Annotated in this window: 25 protein-coding genes; 1 reads left to right on the top strand and 24 read right to left on the bottom strand. The window is 36.8% G+C overall.

The window, feature by feature from the left end; translation table 11 throughout:
- Complete coding sequence (dapB, locus tag D8M04_RS02815) at window positions 1-792, bottom strand: 4-hydroxy-tetrahydrodipicolinate reductase (RefSeq protein ID WP_121521204.1); 792 nt, start codon at window positions 790-792, stop codon at window positions 1-3.
- Window positions 793-867: 75 nt separating this feature from the next.
- On the bottom strand, window positions 868-1,194 hold the full coding sequence (locus D8M04_RS02810) for a nucleotide pyrophosphohydrolase (protein WP_121521202.1): 327 nt from the start codon (window positions 1,192-1,194) through the stop codon (window positions 868-870).
- Window positions 1,195-1,483: 289 nt separating this feature from the next.
- Between D8M04_RS02810 and D8M04_RS02805 the strand changes: the two genes are divergently transcribed.
- Window positions 1,484-2,359, top strand: coding sequence for a YitT family protein (locus tag D8M04_RS02805; protein ID WP_121521200.1), 876 nt, complete (start codon window positions 1,484-1,486; stop codon window positions 2,357-2,359).
- Window positions 2,360-2,388: 29 nt separating this feature from the next.
- On the opposite strand, the gene D8M04_RS02800 is transcribed toward D8M04_RS02805, so the two are convergent.
- The 22 genes from D8M04_RS02800 to spoIVA all read right to left on the bottom strand — a co-directional run bounded on the left by D8M04_RS02800 (window position 2,389) and on the right by spoIVA (window position 20,738).
- On the bottom strand, window positions 2,389-3,066 hold the full coding sequence (locus D8M04_RS02800; protein WP_121521198.1) for a zinc metallopeptidase: 678 nt from the start codon (window positions 3,064-3,066) through the stop codon (window positions 2,389-2,391).
- Between the two features lie 54 nt (window positions 3,067-3,120).
- Window positions 3,121-3,381 carry a sporulation protein YpjB gene (locus D8M04_RS02795; RefSeq protein WP_121521196.1) on the bottom strand — a complete coding sequence of 87 codons (261 nt, stop codon included), beginning with the start codon at window positions 3,379-3,381 and terminating at the stop codon, window positions 3,121-3,123.
- Window positions 3,382-3,522: 141 nt separating this feature from the next.
- Window positions 3,523-4,098 carry a lipoprotein heptaprenylglyceryl N-acetyltransferase LhaT gene (lhaT, locus tag D8M04_RS02790; protein WP_121521194.1) on the bottom strand — a complete coding sequence of 192 codons (576 nt, stop codon included), beginning with the start codon at window positions 4,096-4,098 and terminating at the stop codon, window positions 3,523-3,525.
- A 72-nt stretch (window positions 4,099-4,170) separates the two neighbouring features.
- The gene (locus D8M04_RS02785; RefSeq protein WP_121521192.1) at window positions 4,171-4,950 is read right to left on the bottom strand and encodes a menaquinol-cytochrome c reductase cytochrome b/c subunit; all 780 of its coding nucleotides are present in this window, start codon (window positions 4,948-4,950) and stop codon (window positions 4,171-4,173) included.
- An 18-nt stretch (window positions 4,951-4,968) separates the two neighbouring features.
- Window positions 4,969-5,643 (bottom strand): menaquinol-cytochrome c reductase cytochrome b subunit, encoded by a 675-nt coding sequence (gene qcrB, locus D8M04_RS02780; protein ID WP_121521190.1) that lies wholly within the window; start codon window positions 5,641-5,643, stop codon window positions 4,969-4,971.
- A 6-nt stretch (window positions 5,644-5,649) separates the two neighbouring features.
- Window positions 5,650-6,162 (bottom strand): QcrA and Rieske domain-containing protein, encoded by a 513-nt coding sequence (locus D8M04_RS02775; protein WP_121521188.1) that lies wholly within the window; start codon window positions 6,160-6,162, stop codon window positions 5,650-5,652.
- A 159-nt stretch (window positions 6,163-6,321) separates the two neighbouring features.
- A complete protein-coding gene (locus tag D8M04_RS02770; RefSeq protein WP_121521186.1) occupies window positions 6,322-6,774 on the bottom strand; it encodes a YpiF family protein in 453 nt (150 codons plus the stop codon).
- A gap of 129 nt (window positions 6,775-6,903) precedes the next feature.
- Entirely contained in the window at window positions 6,904-7,479 is a 576-nt protein-coding gene (locus D8M04_RS02765; protein WP_121521184.1) for a ReoY family proteolytic degradation factor, read from the bottom strand.
- A 36-nt stretch (window positions 7,480-7,515) separates the two neighbouring features.
- Complete coding sequence (locus D8M04_RS02760) at window positions 7,516-8,781, bottom strand: tetratricopeptide repeat protein (RefSeq protein ID WP_121521182.1); 1,266 nt, start codon at window positions 8,779-8,781, stop codon at window positions 7,516-7,518.
- Between the two features lie 143 nt (window positions 8,782-8,924).
- Window positions 8,925-10,211, bottom strand: a complete 1,287-nt coding sequence (gene aroA / locus D8M04_RS02755; protein WP_121521688.1) for a 3-phosphoshikimate 1-carboxyvinyltransferase — start codon at window positions 10,209-10,211, stop codon at window positions 8,925-8,927.
- Window positions 10,212-10,244: 33 nt separating this feature from the next.
- Window positions 10,245-11,345 (bottom strand): prephenate dehydrogenase, encoded by a 1,101-nt coding sequence (locus tag D8M04_RS02750; RefSeq protein WP_121521180.1) that lies wholly within the window; start codon window positions 11,343-11,345, stop codon window positions 10,245-10,247.
- Window positions 11,342-11,716: a chorismate mutase gene (aroH, locus tag D8M04_RS02745; protein ID WP_121521178.1), complete on the bottom strand. Its 375-nt coding sequence runs from the start codon at window positions 11,714-11,716 to the stop codon at window positions 11,342-11,344. Before aroH ends, D8M04_RS02750 begins: the two co-directional genes overlap by 4 nt.
- Window positions 11,713-12,786 (bottom strand): 3-dehydroquinate synthase, encoded by a 1,074-nt coding sequence (aroB, locus tag D8M04_RS02740; RefSeq protein WP_121521176.1) that lies wholly within the window; start codon window positions 12,784-12,786, stop codon window positions 11,713-11,715. The genes aroH and aroB overlap by 4 nt, the downstream gene beginning before the upstream one ends.
- Complete coding sequence (gene aroC / locus D8M04_RS02735; protein WP_121521174.1) at window positions 12,786-13,955, bottom strand: chorismate synthase; 1,170 nt, start codon at window positions 13,953-13,955, stop codon at window positions 12,786-12,788. The genes aroB and aroC overlap by 1 nt, the downstream gene beginning before the upstream one ends.
- A 134-nt stretch (window positions 13,956-14,089) precedes the next feature.
- Complete coding sequence (locus D8M04_RS02730; protein ID WP_281277105.1) at window positions 14,090-14,884, bottom strand: CheR family methyltransferase; 795 nt, start codon at window positions 14,882-14,884, stop codon at window positions 14,090-14,092.
- A gap of 261 nt (window positions 14,885-15,145) precedes the next feature.
- Window positions 15,146-15,592, bottom strand: coding sequence for a nucleoside-diphosphate kinase (gene ndk / locus D8M04_RS02725; protein ID WP_121521172.1), 447 nt, complete (start codon window positions 15,590-15,592; stop codon window positions 15,146-15,148).
- A 134-nt stretch (window positions 15,593-15,726) separates the two neighbouring features.
- A complete protein-coding gene (hepT, locus tag D8M04_RS02720; protein WP_121521170.1) occupies window positions 15,727-16,698 on the bottom strand; it encodes a heptaprenyl diphosphate synthase component II in 972 nt (323 codons plus the stop codon).
- Between the two features lie 68 nt (window positions 16,699-16,766).
- Window positions 16,767-17,474, bottom strand: a complete 708-nt coding sequence (locus D8M04_RS02715) for a demethylmenaquinone methyltransferase (RefSeq protein WP_121521168.1) — start codon at window positions 17,472-17,474, stop codon at window positions 16,767-16,769.
- 36 nt (window positions 17,475-17,510) lie between these two features.
- Window positions 17,511-18,245 carry a heptaprenyl diphosphate synthase component 1 gene (locus tag D8M04_RS02710; RefSeq protein ID WP_121521166.1) on the bottom strand — a complete coding sequence of 245 codons (735 nt, stop codon included), beginning with the start codon at window positions 18,243-18,245 and terminating at the stop codon, window positions 17,511-17,513.
- A gap of 107 nt (window positions 18,246-18,352) precedes the next feature.
- Window positions 18,353-18,577: a trp RNA-binding attenuation protein MtrB gene (mtrB, locus tag D8M04_RS02705; RefSeq protein WP_121521164.1), complete on the bottom strand. Its 225-nt coding sequence runs from the start codon at window positions 18,575-18,577 to the stop codon at window positions 18,353-18,355.
- Window positions 18,578-18,660: 83 nt separating this feature from the next.
- Window positions 18,661-18,933: an HU family DNA-binding protein gene (locus D8M04_RS02700; protein ID WP_121521162.1), complete on the bottom strand. Its 273-nt coding sequence runs from the start codon at window positions 18,931-18,933 to the stop codon at window positions 18,661-18,663.
- A 326-nt stretch (window positions 18,934-19,259) separates the two neighbouring features.
- Window positions 19,260-20,738, bottom strand: coding sequence for a stage IV sporulation protein A (spoIVA, locus tag D8M04_RS02695; RefSeq protein ID WP_121521160.1), 1,479 nt, complete (start codon window positions 20,736-20,738; stop codon window positions 19,260-19,262).
- Window positions 20,739-20,856 lie beyond the last annotated feature (118 nt).

The raw sequence follows: 20,856 nt of genomic DNA, 5'->3' as shown, positions 1-20,856 counted from the left end.
TTAAATAATATTCTCTAATCCATATACAAGTTCATCTAAATCCATTGATTTATGTATAGAAAACTTAATACCGTCCATAAAAGAACTGCGATTTAGCGAATCATGCTTAATGGACAATGTCTGCCCAGCTCCGCCGAACACGACCTCTTGGTGAGCAACAAGTCCTGGTAATCGAACACTATGAATTCGCATACCGTCTAATTCTCCACCTCTTGCACCATTAATCGTTTCCTTCTCCTCTGGGTGACCCTGTTTCTTATATCCTCTTACTTCACGAATTAACTCCGCTGTTTTAATTGCAGTGCCAGAAGGAGCATCGAGTTTGTTGTCATGATGTTTTTCAATTATTTCAACATCTGGAAGATATTTTGCAGCCATTTGTGCAAATTTCATCATTAGAACAGCACCGATTGCAAAATTAGGAGCAATGATACCACCAATGTTATTATCTTTTACTAGTAGTTTTAACTCTGCAATTTGCTCGGAAGTAAAGCCTGAAGTACCAACCACCGGGCGAATACCTTGTTTAATAGCTGCCTTTGTATGTAAAAATCCAACCTCAGGAATTGTCAAATCAACAAATACATCTGCATTCGTCGATTGAAAACAAACTTCGGCATCATCATAAATAGGAATATCCAAATTTGGCAAACCATCTATTTCCTTTAATGTTTTACCATTATTTATTCTATCTATACAAGCCACTAAGCGAAATGTATCTTCTCCACAAATCATGTTAATAGCCGCTTTCCCCATTTTTCCACGTGGTCCTGCAATTATTATATTTATCATTTAAACTTCTCCTTTGTCTACAGTAGGTGGTGAAAATCTTGGTACTGTATTAGTTTAAGGTTTCTTATGCCCTAATCAATCCTTTTTCGTCCATCGATCCTTATCTCTTGTTTCAAATTTAGTCATTGCCAAATTGAAGGATTCGGATAAATCAATGTTTAAGGAGTTTGCAAAGCTAGCGATCACAAAAATAACATCGCCAAGCTCTTCTTCGATAGATTTTTCTTTCTCTGTATCTTTCTTTGGTTTTTCCCCATAATAATGATTAACTTCTCTTGCTAATTCGCCAGTTTCCTCCGCTAATCTTGCAACCATACTAAGCGGAGAAAAATAACCTTCTTTGTATTGTGAAATATAAAGATCTACTCTTTCTTGAATTTCTTTTGTGTTATAGACAGTCATAATGAGTGCTAACTCCTTCCTGTTCTACTATTCTCCTTCTCTCATGTTAGCTAATTGTTACTCTTTTGACAAATCATTTACTTTACATTAGAGGTAATTAATCTGAATCTCTATGCTTTTATCATTAAAGGAACAAGACTGGAACTATAAACGATTTCAAGCCAAAAGTATTAAGTCGAGAAATTAGCTCAGGTCAGAAGGTTGTTTATCTAATCATTTGTTCAAAACGGATTAAATGACTATAATGAAATAGTATTTAAAGGTAATGGAAAAGTTTGGAGGGTTTTACATGGTTTTCGGGTTAAGAATTAAGAATATCTTATATATTCTTTTAGGCTCTGCTATATATTCATTTGGTATCGTTCATTTTAATATGCAGCACAATCTTGGCGAGGGCGGATTTACTGGTATTACGTTACTGCTTTATTTCCTATGGGAAATTGATCCAGCTATTTCTAATATAGTCTTAAATATCCCCTTATTCATTATCGGCTGGAAATTCATCGGCCGAAGAACATTTTTATACACGATTATTGGTACTGTAGCAGTTTCTGTATTTTTAAGCATCTTCCAAACTTATCAATTTCAAATTCACCTGCATAACGATATGCTATTAGTTGCTTTATTTGCTGGTGTATTTATCGGTGTAGGACTAGGAATTATATTTAAATATGGTGGAACAACTGGTGGTGTAGATATTATTGCCCGCCTTGTCAATAAATTTGCTGGTTGGACCATGGGTAGAACCATGTTTTTATTTGACTTAGTTGTTATTACCACCTCCATTTTTTTAATTCTGGACTTACAAGAAGGAATGTACACCTTAGTTGCAGTCTATGTCGGAGCAAGAGTAATTGACCTATTGCAAGAAGGGGCATATTCAGCTAAAGGCGCCACTATTATTTCAGAGCATAGTAATGAAATTGCAGCAAAAATTATGAAAGATATGGATCGTGGGGTTACTGTATTAAATGGACGAGGCAGTTACTCTGGAGAACAACGTGACGTTCTTTATTGTATCGTTGCCAGAAACGAGCTATTCCGCTTAAAAAGTATCATTAACAGTCTCGATCCACATGCATTTGTTGCTGTTACGACCGTTCATGATGTTTTAGGAGAAGGTTTTACGCTCGACGAAAATAAAAAACCACTAAATGAAGAATAGAAAAAGGATGGCAATTCGCCATCCTTTTTCTATTCTTCTCTTGTTGATAAGTATATTAATACAAATCTTCCAAGCTCTAGAAGTGCTGTTAATGCAGCCGCTACATAAGTCATTGCCGCCGCGTTTAACACTTTCTTCGTTTCCCGCTCTTCATTATTTCGGATCACTCCACTTGAAACAAGCTGTGCCATTGCTCGATTAGAAGCATCGAATTCAACAGGCAGTGTAACAAGCTGGAATAATACAGCTGCAGACATAAAGATGATTCCTAATAGAATCCAATCAGCAGCACTAAAGATTATTCCGGCAATAATTAGAATCATTGACAAATTCGATCCCAGATTAGCTACTGGTACTAATGCACTGCGAAATCTCAGGAACGCATACTCCTGTTGATCTTGGATTGCGTGCCCTACTTCGTGTGCGGCAACAGCTGATGCTGCCATAGAACGACCATGGTAGTTATCAGTAGATAGTCTAACTACTTTTTTACGCGGATCGTAGTGGTCTGATAACATGCCTCTCGTTTCTTCAATATGCACATCGTATAACCCATTATCATCCAGAATTTTACGAGCGACCTCCACACCTGTTAAATAGGAAGAGGTAGGTTTCTGTGAATATTTCTTATAGGTACTTTTTACCTTCCCTTGTGCCCATAAGGGAATAAGAATTAACAGAGCAAAATATATTATATACCCTAGCATTTACATTCCTCCATTTAAGTGTCCTTATGGTCAATTTTAGTCAATAATATAAGGTTAGTCAATTATTTTGTCGCGCTGCTTTTTTCTTTTCTGGCCTTTGTATTTTCTCCAACTAACATAGGATAATACTACTACTATGCTTCCGCCGATTATGAGGACGGACCATATAAATGGTGTTAAATTAGACGTCTTTTCTTCTCCAGTAACTAGTAACGAATTAGCATGGATAGTAATAATTCCGAATAGATAAATAATGAAAATCCCTATGAACGATGCCAGTAACCACACTTTCTGCAAGAACTTCCTCTTTTCCATAGAGATCACCTCACGTTTTTCTCTTGTGCATTAGAGGGTATGCTGAATGGACAGCATTGAAACGTAGGTTACTTTATCTCATGCAGATACTTATTTTATTTATAATTATATGTTACGAGTTTTGTTAATAACACTATTATTTTATAGGACATCCCTTTTCTTTATTGTTAAATAGTACGCAATGAATATAGACAAAATACTAAGCCAAAATGTAAAATAACCTATCTCACTCATATAATCGGTTAGGGAAGAGTAGATTGGCATCATCCCAAACACATAATCAATCACATCATTATGTAAGGTCCATATTGCGGCAATTACAATATGACGTAGCTTTATCTTATAAAAAGGAGCATACAAAAGACCCTGTATGGCCATCGCTAAATGAGAAGCCATTAGCATATATCCAGTCCAGTGAAGGTTTCCTTGGACGACTAATGTAAGAAGATTCATCACAACTGCCCAAATTCCATATTTAAATAAAGTGATAATTGCTAACGCTTCTATATATGGTACATTTCTGTTGAAAATAAAGAAAAATAAAAAGATAGTAAAAAACAGAGTAGCGGTGGGACTATCCGGTACAAATATCAAGAATATATCAGGAGTTATAGCAAGCTGGCTTTCGTACCAGATATAGCCATAAATGGTTCCAAGAAAGTTTATTAGAAATAACGCAATTAAGAATCGTTTATCAAGTAATATGTATTTAATCATGGATTTACCCTCTCTTTAGAGAAAAAACACCTATACCAAAATGTTTGGCAAGGTGTTCTTTAACTGAAATCATTATTCTGCAGCAGATTCATTCACACTAATTATAAAATCAGCAAGCTGTTCAAGTTCTTCATCAGAACCAGTAAACAATCCGGCAGGCATATTGCCCGTACCTTCTTTAGCGATTGTTTGAATCTCTTCAGCAGTATATTCAATGCCGACTAGTGTAGGAGCAGCTGACCCACCTTCTAACTCGGCACCATGACAGGTCATACAGTTTGCTTCATAGGCTGCATAGCCTTCATGCTCTGTATCAACCGCAACTTCCGATTCAGGAACAGGTTTATTTGCTTCTCCGCGCGCTTCCCAGTCGACTACATGAACAGATTGCCATGTTAAGAAAATAACGGAAACCAATGCAAGAATCATCATCCCAACCGCAACTGGTCGTTGTTTTGGTCTGCGTCCTGGCCCATTATCTAAGAATGGCGCTAAAAGAAGCGCACCAAAAGCTAAACCTGGAAGGACAAGAAGCCCTAATAGAATATAGTCTCCACTTGCAAATTGATATTTCAATAGTTCATATAAGAATAAAAAGTACCAATCTGGCAATGGTATATAGGAGGCATTAGTTGGATCAGCCATTCCTTCCAATGGGGAAGGATGAATCAATGTTAATGTAAGAAATCCAACTAAAAATACTGCACCTACCAACCATTCTTTTAATAAAAAGTTGGGCCAAAAAGCTTCTGTTCTGCCAGGATACTCTGAATAATCTTTAGGTATTTGTGATTTTCTTTCTGCAGAGATTCGGGAATCACCTACAAATTTCATACCTTTACCCTTATGCATCTCGCTTTCCCCTCCTTTTTATAATGGTCCTGAGATACCTTGTCTTCGAATTAGAATAAAGTGTACAGCTAAAAGTCCAAATAAAGCTGCTGGCAAGAAGAACACATGAATGGCAAAGAATCGTGTCAGAGTTTGTGCACCAACTATTGTTGCATCACCCGCTAATAAGATTCTCAATTGCTCTCCAATGAATGGAACTTGTCCAGCAATCTCGAGACCAACTTGTGTCGCGAAGTATGCTTTATTATCCCAAGGCAGCAAGTATCCAGTGAAACCTAAACCAAGCATAACAAAAAAGATCAACACTCCAACTATCCAGTTAAGCTCACGAGGTTTCTTATATGCCCCTTGGAAAAATACCCGTAATGTATGTAATAATAGCATAACGATAACGACACTAGCGCCCCAGTGGTGCATACCACGTACAATCTGCGCATGCGCAACTTCTGTTTGTAAGTAGTAAACTGATTTCCAAGCATTTTCAATATCCGGCACGTAATACATGGTTAGGAACATACCTGATAAAATTTGAATAACGGTTACAAAAAATGTTAAACCGCCAAAACAGTATACAAATGCGGAAAAGTGATGAGCGGGATTAACATGTTCGGGTACTTCATGGTCAGCAATATCGCGCCAAATAGGCGTAATATCTATCCGTTCATCTATCCAATCATAAACTTTCTGCAACATAAGTTATTACGCCCCCTCTCTTTCTATCGGATTCCCTAAGAATAGAATACCATCTCTTATTTCTTGTTCATACACAGGTAATGGTGCCAATGGCGGTGTTCCTGGTACATTGACCCCGTCTTTGGTATATAGCCCATTGTGACATGGGCAATAGAAGTGATCTGGGTGCTGATCGCTGCCCTCCCAAGATACAACACAGCCTAGGTGTGTACAGATCGGGGACAATGCCACTACATCCCCATTCTCATCTTTATAAACCCAAGCAGAACGACTTGGCTCCGATTTATACCAGCCATCTACTTGTTCCACAGTCCAATCAATACGTTGTGGTGTATCATTAATCTCATCTACAGAAATTCCTACATTCACAAAATCTCCAGAAGATGAGTGTTTTAATACAGGATCAATAGCCATACGCAAAGGAGAAACTAATAACCCTGCTGCCATAAATCCCCCAACACCTGTAAGCGTATAATTAAGAAACTGTCTTCGGGATACCTGTTGCTTTTTGTTGCTCATGAATCTTCCCCCCCTTTTAGGTAATCACAGACATGTACATTTTTACAAAATACTAGGACAATTCCAATGATAGCGTAATCTATTTATTCGGTCAATAAATAACCTTAAAGCAAGTCCAGCAATTGTATGAAATAATTACTTTTATAAATATTATGTTTATTACCAATATGATCGAATCAATTCACCGATCTGAACGACTTGCTCTCGTACCATCCCTTGCATTTCTTTAGAATTAATTTCCCCTGATTGTATTCCCGGCAGCCAAATTAGAGATCCTTGTAATGCTTGTTCTTCTTTTTTCCATGCTGAATCAAATGTCAAGAAAAACACATGTCTAAATGGTTGGGTTTTTATATGTTCCACCCAATTATTAAGTCTACTAATCTCCACTTCCCGGTTGCCTGTTTTAATGTAGTAGTAACTAGGAACTAGCATCAATCGGCCAGTTAACTCTCTTTCCAATTGACTAGCTAATATTTCCAGGATTTCATTTTGTGCGGCATTTTTCTCGATATCCAGACTAAAGTCTAAAGAAATCAAAGGGATTACTGCGGAGTCAATATACTCCTTTGCTTCTACGTATTGAGAGACATCTGTTTTATGCCACCGCATCCTGTTCTCCCCCTTCTATGTAAATGAACTTCTACATTCAATATTATCTTAATTAGAAAAAGTTGGCAAGATAGCGTTTACTTAAAATGACATAATTCTCTATAATAAACATAATCAAAAAAAATCAACCTATTGCTTTTGCAATTTAGGTTGATTAAGATAAGCCGCCTCAAGACGGTTTAATTCATCAGCTAAACTCTTAAACTTTTCTTGATCTAATTCATCTAATGCCAAGTCAATCTCTTTTTGTAGTTTTATCTTTTTCGATTCAAACAGCGTCTGTTCCAAAAGCTGTTTGGCCAGCACTTTGTCTTTGCTTGTTATTAAGTAATCTTCTGGGACAAATGGATTTTCCTCGAGAACTATTACGTAATTCGGATCTTGCTGCGAATTTAGAAAATTAAGCTGGATATATAAATCTTCGTCCTGATTTAATCGAATGTCATGAAATGATTTTTCCGCATCTGTCGTTACTAAATGATTTTTATAAAAGCGAAAAGGAACTTCTGAAGAACATTGTGATGTCATAATAATTCCTCTTGGGCAAAATTTCACATCTCTTACAAAGTGAACATTCTCTAAAATTTGCTTATGGTTTAAGATATAGTTGAGAATCCACACACTCTCCCTTTTCTTTAGCTGATAATGTTTTAAAAACCATTGGATAAAATTCTTTTTTTCTTTTACGGAGACAGGAGTATTCATTAATTTTTCCTCCTTCATTTAATCATTTTAACCAATCTACAGTTGGTCTTGTGACAGTCTTAAACGATTTAAAAACGCTTCAACTTCCCCGTCTAATGGTTCTAAGCTCATATAATTCTGAAAGACTCTAATTGCCTCTTGTATCCTCCCTTCTTCAGTTAAAAAATAACCGTATTCTTTCACGAAGTCACTATCCTGATTTAAACTATTATATGCTTCTTGGTAGCATTTTAATGCATCATCATAAGATTCATTTTCATTGTAGGCTCGGGCTAATTCCCAATCATAAAGGGAATCATCAGCCCCCATCTTTTTAATTTCCAAGAGGAGGTCAATGACTGCCTCTTGGTCTTCGTTCTTTTTATATTGTTCCACTAGAAACAGCACTGCTTCCTTATAGTCTGCATCTAACGCTACAGATTGTTTAACTAATTCAATACTCTTTTCAGTTTGTCCAAGTTTATGCGCCAAAGTGCTTGCAAGAAAGTATAATTCCTTATGGTATTCGTCCATATTAATCCCTTTCATTGCTGTCTCAAAAGCTTCATCTATTCGGCCTTCTTCTTCATAAGCCCTGGCAAGATGATAATATACTGTATGGTAGTAGGCATCCAGTTCAATAACATGCTCCCATGCATGAATAGCAATATCTATTCGATCCGCTTGGAAAGCAGTAAATCCGTATTTAAACAAACGGTCAGGATCCGTATTATCATCTTCTTTAAAATAGGTTAATGCTTTTTCATATTCACCTGAGGCTGCATAAGCTTCTCCTAAACGACTATTAATTGATATGGAACCAATTTCTTCCTTTTCCAAGATTACTTTTTCATAATATATAATGGCATGTTGGTATTCGCCAATTGAAAAATATAACTCCCCTAAGGCAAAGTCGATAACCAACTCATTAGGAGCAATGGTTTTAGCTTCTAAAAGCTTCTGTTCAGCAACTTCGAATAACCCCTGTGCTTGATAAAGGTCAGCAAGTTGAATGAGTGATTGTAAATATGAGGGGTCATCTTTTTTGATTTCTACTAATAATTGTATTGCCTGTTCATCTTGTTCCAATTCTATATAAATATCGGCTAATGTTATCTTAATTTCTGTTTCGGTTGGGTATTTATTTAAGAGTTCATGTAACAAGTCACTTGCATCTTCATAAAATCCCAGCTGTATGTACATTTGTGCTATCATGAATTTCTCATTGTCGTTTGCCTCTTTAACATAGCGATTAAGCAGATCCACTGCCTCTTCTGCATGTTGATCTTCGATGAGTTGATAGGCTTTAGTAATGGTGTCCATTGAGAACATCCTTTCTCTAAGCAACCAAGAACAATTTCGTTCTATTATGCTATGTATTTCTTTAATAAAAGAATAACATAAATAGCAGCTGTAGCTTAGTATTAAGCACATATCCTTTTAATTTAATTCGAAAAGGACCTACATTATGCAGGTCCTTTTATGCTGTTTAAATGTTCGAAAAAACTAGGATAAGATACGGAAATAGAATCAACGTCATCGATCGTGACATCATTTGATGCAATAAGAGAAGCAATCGCAGCCATCATGGCAATTCGATGATCATGATAAGAGGATACTTGCCCACCATTAAGTGGTTTTTTTCCATGAATAATCATCCCATCATCAGTAGCTTTAATTCTTGCACCTAGTGTGGATAATACATCTACCACTGCCTCAATTCTGTCTGTTTCCTTTACTTTTAGTTCTTCTGCATCCTTTATTACTGTTACACCTTCAGCCTGTGTAGCAAGTAAGGCAATAATTGGTATCTCGTCTATTAAGCGAGGTACAATATCTCCTTCAATAGTTGTTGCTTTTAATGTTGAACTTTTAATAGTTATATCTCCTATCGACTCCCCACTAACAGTTCTAATATTACTTATTTCGAGGTTCGCCTTCATAGCTTTCAATACATCGAGAATTCCAGTACGTGTGGGATTAAGTCCGACATTTTTCAATGTTATTTCGCTATCAGGGATTATAGCCGCCGCAGACAGGAAAAACGCAGCAGAGGATATATCTCCAGGCACCTGAACGTCTGTGGCTTGCAAGTTTGCATTATTGGTAATAGTTGTAGTTAACCCATCCCTTTCAATATCGGCCCCGAATGCTTCTAACATATTCTCGGTATGGTCTCTGGTCTGCGCTATTTCCGTTACTCTTGTTACCCCTTCTGCTAATAGTCCAGCTAATATAATGGCTGACTTAACTTGAGCGCTTTTTACGGGTAGTGTATAGTCCAAACCAGCTAAAGTTCCACCCCTTACTGCTAGTGGAAGTAAATTTCCGTTATTTCTGCCATCAATGGTTGCACCCATTTCTTTTAATGGAATGATTACTCGGTCCATTGGACGTTTAGAAAGTGAATCATCTCCACTAATATTTGAGAAAAAGGGCAATCCTGATAGGATTCCAAGCATTAGTCTTGTTGTAGTTCCTGAGTTCCCAAAGTATAATACATCGGATGGTTCTTGTAACCCTTCAATGCCTTTTCCATTTATCTTAACTGTGGAACCCTGTTTATCAATCTCTACTCCCATTGCACGGAATGCGTTAATCGTACGCATACAATCTTCTCCATCAAGAAAGTTGGTAACCCTAGTTACTCCCTTTGAGATTGAACCTAGGATAACTGCTCGATGAGAAATCGATTTATCGCCTGGAACTTGTATTTCTCCGAAAAGTCTGTATGGAAAAGGTTTTAACGTCATTTCACCCATTGAATACACTCCTCCCTTATTCTATTATGCTTGTATCATGGCTTCAAATCCATGCTGTTGTAAGATATCCATACTTTTTAATTGCGTTTTCTTTGAGTAGAAGCTCAAACGCAACGCACCTGTAATACCTTCTCTGATTTCGAGAATTTCAATATTTTTGATACTAATATTTTTATTTGCCAACAGCAGTGTTACAGAAGCCAATGCCCCAGGCTGATCCCTGATATCAACGTAAATATCATAAAACGAAGGGATTGCACCAATAGACTTATCTGGTAATCCGTCTCGATAGTTTTTAGCCTCTTTAAGGAAATGTACCATCTTTTCTTTCTCGTTTGTATCTATCAACTCTTTGATATTTGCCATTTCCTCAATCCAATCTTTCAATAACTGAGATACCTTTTGTCTATTATGGTAAAAGATATCCTGCCATAACTCAGGATTACTTGAGGCAATTCTAGTAATATCTCTAAAACCTCCAGCTGCCAGATTGGGCAAGAAGGCATGCTTGTTTTGCCACTTACTTGCTTGGTGAACAAGTGACGAAGCTATTAAATGTGGGAAGTGAGAAATGACGGCTGTCATCTCATCGTGCTCCTCAGCATTCAATACTACAAAATTACTCTTCGTGTTTTGTAAAATCTCTTTTAATGCAGACAACTTCTCTGGAGTGCTGCGATAAGCTGGTGTTAGCACATACATTGCATTCTCAAATAAATGAGCTTTCGCTGCACTTATCCCTTTTTTATGCGAGCCTGCCATCGGATGCCCGCCAATAAAGGTAATTCGCTCGTTCGTAAGTTCTTTAGCAGTGTTAATAACAGAGCTTTTTACAGAAGCAACATCTGAAACAATGACATCTTTTTTCAATGAGGTTTGATTTAACTCATTTATCAAACTAATTGTTTCAGATATAGGAGTTGCAAATATAATGAAGTCAGCATCTTGAATAGCATTTAAAAATTCATTTGCTGCTTGATGAATAATTCCATTAAATAATGCAAAATCAAGCGAATCCTGGTTGACATCATAACCAATAACATGGTTTTCCTCAGCCAGCATCATACTCTTCGCTAAGGATCCACCTATTAAACCAAGCCCTGCAACGACAATATTTTTTTTCACGCCTTTCCACCCTTTACTAAATCTGGGCGAAGTTTGACTGCCTCGTTTTGAAAAATGTGCTTCACTTCTTCTTGTGGAGTGTTTATATTTGTAACCATCATGATTCGAATACACTTTTCTAATCCTTTTGGTACATCGATTTCAGCCATACACATCACTGGAACGTATTTCCAACCAGGTATATCCCTTAATACGCTTGCTGGAAAAGCTTGGTTTAAATCTTTAGTAACGGAAATAAACACATGGGAGACATCCGAAGCTTGAATTGTATTTGCTTGAATCATCTCTTGTATTAAAATTTTTGTTTTGGATAATATTTCTTTTTCTTCATTCTCAACTACTGTTGTTGCTCCTCTGACCCCCCGAGTCATTTTGTCACCAGCTTTCTATAAAAAGTATTTAAATAATTGCGTATTTCTTCATCTTTCATTACTCTTACTATTGGATTTCCTATATCCTCTAGTAATACCATTTGAATTTGATGATTAGTAGTTTTTTTATCTGATCTCATTGTTTGAATGATTGCTTCTGAATCCCATTTATCGATGGATAAAGGGTAGTTGTTCTTATCCATCCACTGATAAAGAGTGTGGAAGCCTAAATCCTTCTTTGAAATATCTTCACTTATATGTAATGCAAATAATAAACCTATTGCTACAGCTTCTCCATGTGTCAATGCGCCATATCCTAAGTTCGCTTCCAAGGCATGCCCGAGAGTATGACCAAGGTTTAAATATTTTCTTGCTCCCATCTCCTTTTCGTCATTTTCAACGATTTGAGCTTTAACATGAATGCCGAAGGAAATATAATGTTGTAATTTCTTAGAAGACATTTCAGATAAATTAGTGTTCATTAATGAATGAAACATAGCCGAATCCTGTATAAGTGCTTCCTTAACAATTTCTGCATATCCAGAGCGTATTTCTTGATCACTTAGAGAGGAAAGTGTATCCACATCATAAAAAACTGCTGTCGGCGGATAAAAACTGCCAATCATATTTTTTCCCAGCTCATGGTTTATTGCTACCTTTCCTCCAACACTGCTGTCGTGAGCAAGAATGGTTGTAGGTACTTGAATGTAATCAATCCCCCTCATAAAGGTAGCAGCCACAAAGCCAGCCAAATCACCAACAACGCCGCCACCTAATGCAATAATGAGAGAATTCCGATCCAGCCCATTCGATAATGCAAACGTATGTAATCTGTAGTATTCTTCAATGTTTTTTGATTGCTCACCCACTGGTATGATCGTCTCAAAAACATTTTCATTTGAAAGAGTATCTCTTATATCAGATAGATATAGGGAACCAACTTTTTCATCGGTAATGATAAGAATGGAGGAATATTGTTTTTTCAAATAATTCTTAAGTTCGAAACGCAATCTTTCACCAATAATTACCTTATAAGCATGTGAAGAAGACTGAATAAGAATTTCTTTCATTAGAAACACCTAATTTCTTCTCGGTATTCGTCTATTGCTTTCTTTAAGTTAGAGAATTGATCACTAGGAAATTGTTCCGTAATAGCCTTAGCAAGCTCAAAGGCAACTACATGTTCCATTACTACCGAAGCAGCTGGCACTGCACAAGGATCAGAACGCTCAACCGTAGCTTTAAAGGCTTCTTTTGTTTCGATATTGACACTTTGTAAAGGTCGCTTCATTAACGTAGGGATCGGCTTCATTACGCCTCGAATAACAAGTGGCATCCCCGAAGTCATCCCACCTTCGAATCCACCTAGGCGATTAGATGTACGATGATATCCTTTGCTTTCGTTCCAGGCGATTTCATCATGCACATCACTTCCTGGCATTTTGGCTGCATCAAATCCGATACCAAATTCAACCCCTTTAAAGGCGTTGATACTAACAACGGCACTTGCCAGCCTTGCATCGAGCTTGCGATCATAGTGTACATAAGAGCCAACACCAGCCGGCATGCCTTCCACATATACTTCGCATACTCCTCCAAGTGTGTCCCCTTCATTCTTTGCTTTATCAATCTCCTGAATCATTTGTTGTTCAGCATCCTTATCCAACACCATCACAGGGGAATTTTGGGAACGTGAAATCCGTTCATCCATCGTTAAGCCTTCGATTTCCTGAGCGCGAATCCCACCAATTTCTTTTACATATCCTGCAACTTCAATACCAAGCTGTTTTAATAGAGTTTTAGCAACAGCACCGGCCGCTACTCTTGCTGCAGTTTCTCTTGCTGAAGAACGTTCTAATACATTGCGCATGTCACGATGGCCATATTTTAATGCACCGTTTAAATCAGCGTGTCCGGGTCGTGGATTTGAAACGACTCGTCGTATCTTTGCATTCTCTTCAAGAGGGTCTTCTCCCATAATATCTGTCCAATGTTTAAAGTCATCATTGTTAATAACAAGTGAAATAGGAGAACCCAGCGTATATCCATGGCGAATGCCACCTGTTATTTCAACTAAATCCTTTTCGATTTGTTGTCTTTTCCCTCTGCCATACCCGCCTTGTCTGCGTAGTAAAGACTGATTAATATCATCCTGTACAATTGGCATTCTAGCTGGTATTCCTTCAATTATTGTTGTAAGTTGTTTTCCATGTGATTCTCCTGCAGTTAAGTATCGCAATTCACATTCTCCTTTGCATGAATATTTAAAAATGCTGAAGATTTTCTAATTACTATAGCATATCTTTTTTTACTTGTGTGAGAAATACTAACAAAAAATGTTGTTTTAATATTAAGAATTCGTAGTATACTTGGTTAAGACTTTTGATAAAAGAAGGTATCAATTAGCGATAGGTCAAATTGATTTGGATTAAAGATTTGTTCTGTACTACCAACAAATAGAACACCATGTTCCTCCAAAGATTTAGAGAAGTTCTGATATATTTGGTTCTTTGCTTCTTCCGTAAAGTAGATAAGTACATTTCGGCAAACAATTAAATCCACTTTCTTTGGATAGATATCTGCTAATAAATTATGTTTCTTAAACGTTATGTAACGCTTAAGCGAATGATCAATATGATACATATTCTCTTGTTCAACAAAATATTTATCCTTATAAACTTTTGGTAAGTCCTTTAATGCTTGCTCGAGGTATACCCCATTCTTCGCTTTTTTAAGTGCGTTTTCGTCAATATCTGTTGCCAATATTTGAAATGAGGTGGTAGGGAAGTTATGCTTCATCGCCATAGCGAGGCTATAAGGCTCCTCACCAGTGGAACAAGCCGCGCTCCATATTTGAATCTTAGATTTCTGTTTTAATAGGATAGGAATAATCCTCTCAATAAGAACATCCCAACGCTTTGGGTTCCGATAAAATTCAGATACATTAATGGTTAATCTATCAATAAATTCATCTAACAGTTCTTTATTAGAAAACAATGCTTGATAATATAATCCAAATGAAGAGTAACCTCTTTTATCCCTTAGTGTAGTAATTCGCCGTCTCATTTGCGTTTCCTTGTATAACCTAAGCTCTATTCCTATTCTTTTATTTATTTTTTCAATAAAATCGTAATAGTCGTCTTTCATCTTGTTGGCTCTTCCTCTCATTTTGAAAAAACCCCCCGCTATGTAAATAACGGAGGTTTTACACTAAAGTAATACAAGCTGGCCAAATAAAGTGATACTTTACTCAGTGATTTTGCTTACAACTCCACTGAGAATTAGCAGCACCACGTGGGTATGAGCCCTTGAGCGCATTGTGCGTTAAACGGGTAGAAACAAAACAAAGAGAGGATATATTAACTATATGCCCTGCTGCTAAAAATCAGTGGGGGGTTAACCTCCACTGATTTCTGCACTTTTTATCTATTAATATATCCATGCACTGTCTTGCTTGTCATATAGAAGCACATCTTCTTCATTAAAGAAAAGATTAATTTCTCTTTCAGCACTCTCTAATGAATCTGATCCATGGATGACATTTTTTCCAACTGTCAATCCAAAGTCACCTCTAATTGTTCCCGGTGCAGCTTCGCCTGGATTGGTCTTTCCCATCATATTGCGAGCAGTCTTAACTACATTCTCTCCTTGCCAAACCATTGCGAAAACTGGACCTGAGGTAATAAAATCTACCAATTCTCCAAAGAAAGGCTTTTCTTTGTGCTCCCCGTAGTGCTGTTCTGCTAACTCGGTAGGAATATGCTTTAACTTTGCCCCTACTAATTGAAAGCCCTTTGCTTCGAAACGGCTTACAATTTCTCCTACTAAGTTACGTTGTACCCCATCTGGTTTTACCATGATAAATGTTTTCTCCATCCTTACACCTCTTTTTATGTATATTGAATTAACCCTTAAAATTCTATCAAATAAATTAGAAAATAACAATAGTTTTCAGAGAACTTTGATATATTTGATAGGTTAACCAAAAGAATGGTTTCATTAGAAAAAGACTATGAACGTCTTTTTCCAATAAATTTAGCAATATCCTCTAGTGTTCGCTTTGCTCGATGATTAGGTATTCCCTCAAGGGTTTTTAAGGCTTTTGCTAAATATTGATTACTTAACTGATAGGAACGATTAATAGCATCTGTATGTTCCAGGTGCTGTATGAACTGTTTCATTTCAGCTTTTGTAATTAATTCCGGACTTTGGAAACGGTCTTGCAAGGACTTTTTAAAATCGGCGTTCTCCATTGCATAGAGAATGGGTAATGTAATATTTCCTTGCAATAGGTCATTCCCAGCGGGTTTTCCCAGAACCTTCTCATTCGAAGTGAAATCTAATATATCATCTATGATTTGGTAAGACATCCCAATATTATAGCCATATTGATATAGCTTATTTGAATCTCTTTCAGACATACCAGAGACTACTGCACCTAATTTACAACTAGTAGCGATTAGTAATGCTGTTTTACGTTTAATTCTACGCAAATAGTCTTTAAGTGATTGATTCCAGTTATATTTATCTCTGATTTGCTCAATTTCGCCAATACTAACTTCTACTAAGGTTTTAGACAGAATGCGATGAACTGCCTTATCTTCTATGGAAGTTATCTCTTCTAGGGCTCTTGCCAAAATATAGTCGCCCGTATACATTGCTACACGATTACCGTATTTCGTTTTAACAGTGGGCTTACCTCGTCGAAGTTCTGCCTCATCTATTACATCATCATGAACCAGCGTTGCCATATGTATTAACTCTAGAGAGACAGCAACCTTTTTAACCTTCTCTGCATTAAAATCACCAAGCTGTCCAGCAAGCACAACAAATACCGGTCTTATTCGCTTTCCACCAGCATTTAACAAAGCTGTTACAGCTTCATTCAGTACCTCATGATCAGCTTGAATTGCCCGATGTAATGCTTCTTCTATTATATCTAAATCTTTTTTTAAAAATCCATAAGTTTTTGGAAGTTTCATGTGGTTCACCTTTATTTTCACTATCCGTTACACCTTCTTCATAGATTAAAAGGTGTACATTCTGTTGCCTATTTTTTGAATCCCATATGCATTGCCGCTACACCACCGGTATAGCTTTTTACATCTACACTTGAGAAACCAGCTTTAAAGAACATCTGCTTCAATTCTCTTTTGTCGGGAAAATTTCTAGTAGATTCGTTTAACCAAGAATATTCTTTATAGCTTTTAGCAAATATCCTACCGAAAATCGGCATAATAAAACGAAAGTAAAAGAAATATAATTGTTTGAATCCTATCATGCTTGGTTGCGAAGTTTCCAAACATACGACTTTACCACCTGGTTTAACAACTCGATACATTTCTTTTAGTACAGTCATATAATCCGGCACATTCCTTAGTCCGAACCCAATCGTTACATAATCAAAGCTATTGTCTTCGAAAGGAAGCTCCATTGCATTCCCATGAATTAGATCTAGATTATCAATACCAAGCTGCTCTTTTTTTCGGGCGGCAACAGAAAGCATGTTCTTGCTAAAATCTAAGCCAGTGACCTCTCCGTTTTTTCCGACTGCATTCACTAATGCTAGTGACCAATCCCCTGTTCCGCAACATACATCTAGAGCTGTGGATCCCTGTTTCACTTGCATGCGCTTCATGACATCTTTTCTCCACGCTTTATGCCTTTGGAAAGAAATGATGGAATTCATCGAATCGTAATTTTTGTAGATTTTTTCAAAAACATGATGGACTTTTTCTTCTTTTGATTGTTCTTGCATCTTTTTTTCCCTTCCTCTACTTTAGAGTATTCGTTTTTACCAATTACTGATACGCGATTTCAAATATTTTTGATATGTAGCATGTTTGTCTGGTATAGTGCCAACTTTATTGCTAAGAGAAAGGGATTTCGTCTTCCAAACATGTACTAGTTGTTGATAGAAGCTATCAGGGTTCTCGTTTTGTGTGTTTTGCTCTCGCTCCAACACATCTATTTCCTTCGTCAGTTGACAGAGTAAAAGCCATTCACTTGCTACATCATTTAAGGATGTGTCATTCAAATATACCGAAATATGGTCAATTAATCCAAAGTTAATCTTTTTCACCAGTTCCAAATATTCGTCTATCGAAAAATATTTCATGTAGTATAAGTTCATTTTATTTTCATTTATTTCTTTAATAGCTGTTGCTAATATATGAATCATTTGAATATCATCTATTTCAGACAATAGGTAATAATATAAGCCACTATAGTAATCACCAGCTAAAACTTTTAATTGATTAGGAAGTCTATCAAATTCTGGATTACTTTCATGGGATTCAAGTACACGTTCATGTGTATCTAGTGCTACTTGTACCAAAACTGCGGTTGTAATATAGCGTTCTTTTTCTATTTCTGAGAGGACTGACTGATTATGTATGATCGTCATTATAACAGCTAATTTTTCCTCGTCGATTATCGGTTTATTTAAAAACCTTTCTATGTATGGGTAATGCATTACTTCTTCTATATGTTTTTTTACTGATTCTATTTCCATGTTAGATGTCTTCATAGAAATCACCTATTGCCTTTCTACCACTCATTGACTGCATTAGTTATTATAGCATAAATCTAACATGAACCAAATGATTGATTTTCTTCGGCAACCATTCCTTTAGTTTATTCTGTTTGCATTTCCCCATGACTAGTCTGAATGAGTGCCTTCCCTCTAACCTTAACAGCTGAGGTATGTTCTGTAAATTGAGCAATCATTACTTCGCCTCTGTCTAATTTTTCTTGATGATGAAATTTAGTATTTGAGCCTCTTGTTAATCCCATAACATTAACGCCATCTTCTAATGCCTTGATTACAAAGAAATCTGATCTATCATGAATCTCGCTCATAGGCTCATTCCTCCTTTTTAACATCCTAATATATAAAAAGGGTACGTTGATTAACGTACCCTTTGATTGCCCTATGTAATGCCTTATTTAACGATTTCTTTAAGGGCTTTACCTGGTTTGAAAGCTGGAACCTTGCTAGCAGGGATTTCGATTTCTTCACCAGTTTGCGGATTACGACCTTTACGTGCAGAACGTTCACGTACTTCAAAGTTACCAAATCCGATTAATTGTACTTTTTCACCATTCTTAAGTGAATCCATGACAGATTCAAATACTGCATCTACAGCTTTTGTAGCGTCCTTTTTAGAAAGTTCGCTCTTCTCAGCTACTGCATTAATTAAGTCTGTTTTATTCATGACATTCACCTCCTCCCAAAATCTAACTACCTTAGAAACCAGTACAAAATAATATTCTTAGTTCATTACTTTACTATTTTGCCTGTTTTTATACGTCATTTTACCAAAAAGGAATGTATGACAAGGCTTATATTAACTGAGTTTCCAAGAAAATTCAACAATAAGTATCCAAAACAGAGAATTTTATTACCAAAAACATGAAAAATCGGTTAAATTTTGGTAAATACCTATTGTAATCACAATAATACAAGTAAAACCTTATGTAAAGCAATTTATTCCTAAATATAAATTTCCCACCAAAACAAAAAGCAGCCTGTAAAAAGCTGCTAAAGGATAATTGCTATTAAGCTACCTGTTCCCTCGTTAATAATTCGTTCAAGGGTATCTTTTAATTTATATCTCGCATTTTCTGGCATTAAAGAGATTTTCGCCTGTATTCCTTCTCGAACAATAGAACTCAGTGACCTGCCAAAAATATCGGACTCCCAGATGGATAATGGATCTTCTTCAAAGTCTTGCATTAAGTATCTTACCAGTTCTTCACTTTGTTTCTCTGTCCCAATAATTGGTGAGAATTCCGACTCCACTTCAACTTTAATCATGTGTATCGACGGAGCCACTGCTTTCAATCGCACCCCAAATCGAGAGCCTTGGCGAATAATTTCAGGTTCATCAAGAATCATATCTTCAAGAGTTGGAGCTGCAATACCGTAACCGGTTTGTTTGACCATATGCAATGCACTAGCAACTTGGTCATACTCTCTTTTCGCATGAGCGAAGTCTTGCATTAATTCAAGTAGATGATCTTTTCCTCTAATCTCTTCTCCCACGATTTCTTTTAACACCTGATCATATAAGTAATCTGGTGCATGAAGGTCAATTTCAGCTACCCCATCGCCCATCTCAATTCCAGCCAGATTAGCTTTGTCTATATAATCATATTCAGTAAAATTACCGACAATATGATCCACATCCCGCAGACGTTTAATATCCTTAACAGTAGTTTGAATAGCATCTTGATAATTCTCTCTCAACCAATGATTCTCTTTCAATACCATGACCCAGCTTGGTAGGTTTACGTTCACTTCTAGAACAGGGAATTCAAATAGCGCTTCCCTTAATACATTGTGTACATCGTGCTCTGTCATGGATTCAATACTCATCGCAAGAACAGGTATATCATACTCCTGTATTAGCTGTTCGCGTAAGATCTCTGTTTCCTGACTGGTTGGCATGGTTGAATTGATAACCATTATAAACGGCTTGCCAACTTCTTTTAATTCCTCTACTACTCGTGCTTCTGCATCAACGTAAGAAGAACGTGAAATTTCTCCAATCGTCCCATCTGTCGTAACGACAACACCAATCGTAGAATGCTCTTGAATTACTTTTCTTGTGCCAATTTCTGCTGCATCATGAAAAGGGATCGGGTCTTCATACCATGGGGTGTTTATCATTCTTGGTCCATTTTCATCCTCGAATCCTTTTGCCCCTTCGACAGCGTAACCAACGCAATCGACTAGTCTGATATTAACGTTTAGACCTTCCTCTACATTTACCGAAACAGCCTGATTTGGTATAAACTTTGGTTCTGTTGTCATAATGGTTTTACCTGCAGCACTTTGTGGCAATTCATCTTGAGCCCTATCACGTTCACTAGGATCAGCAATGTTTGGCAAAACTACGAGCTCCATAAATTTTTTGATAAACGTTGATTTCCCAGTGCGGACTGCCCCTACTATTCCGAGATAAATGTCTCCATTTGTCCGCTTAGAGATATCTTTAAAAACATCAATCTTCTCCAAAAGATCCCCTCCCGATCTCCTTGCTAAATTCAAAGATAAACTACGATTAATTGACATTAAAAGTCTATGATGTTGTCCTATCAAAATATGACTTAAATTACTGTGAAAAGCATCATTT

Source organism: Oceanobacillus piezotolerans (assembly GCF_003665065.1).
Taxonomy (GTDB): domain Bacteria; phylum Bacillota; class Bacilli; order Bacillales; family Amphibacillaceae; genus Oceanobacillus; species Oceanobacillus piezotolerans.
The sequence above is the reverse complement of the archived record's forward strand: the minus strand, read 5'-3'. Positions and strand labels throughout refer to the sequence as shown.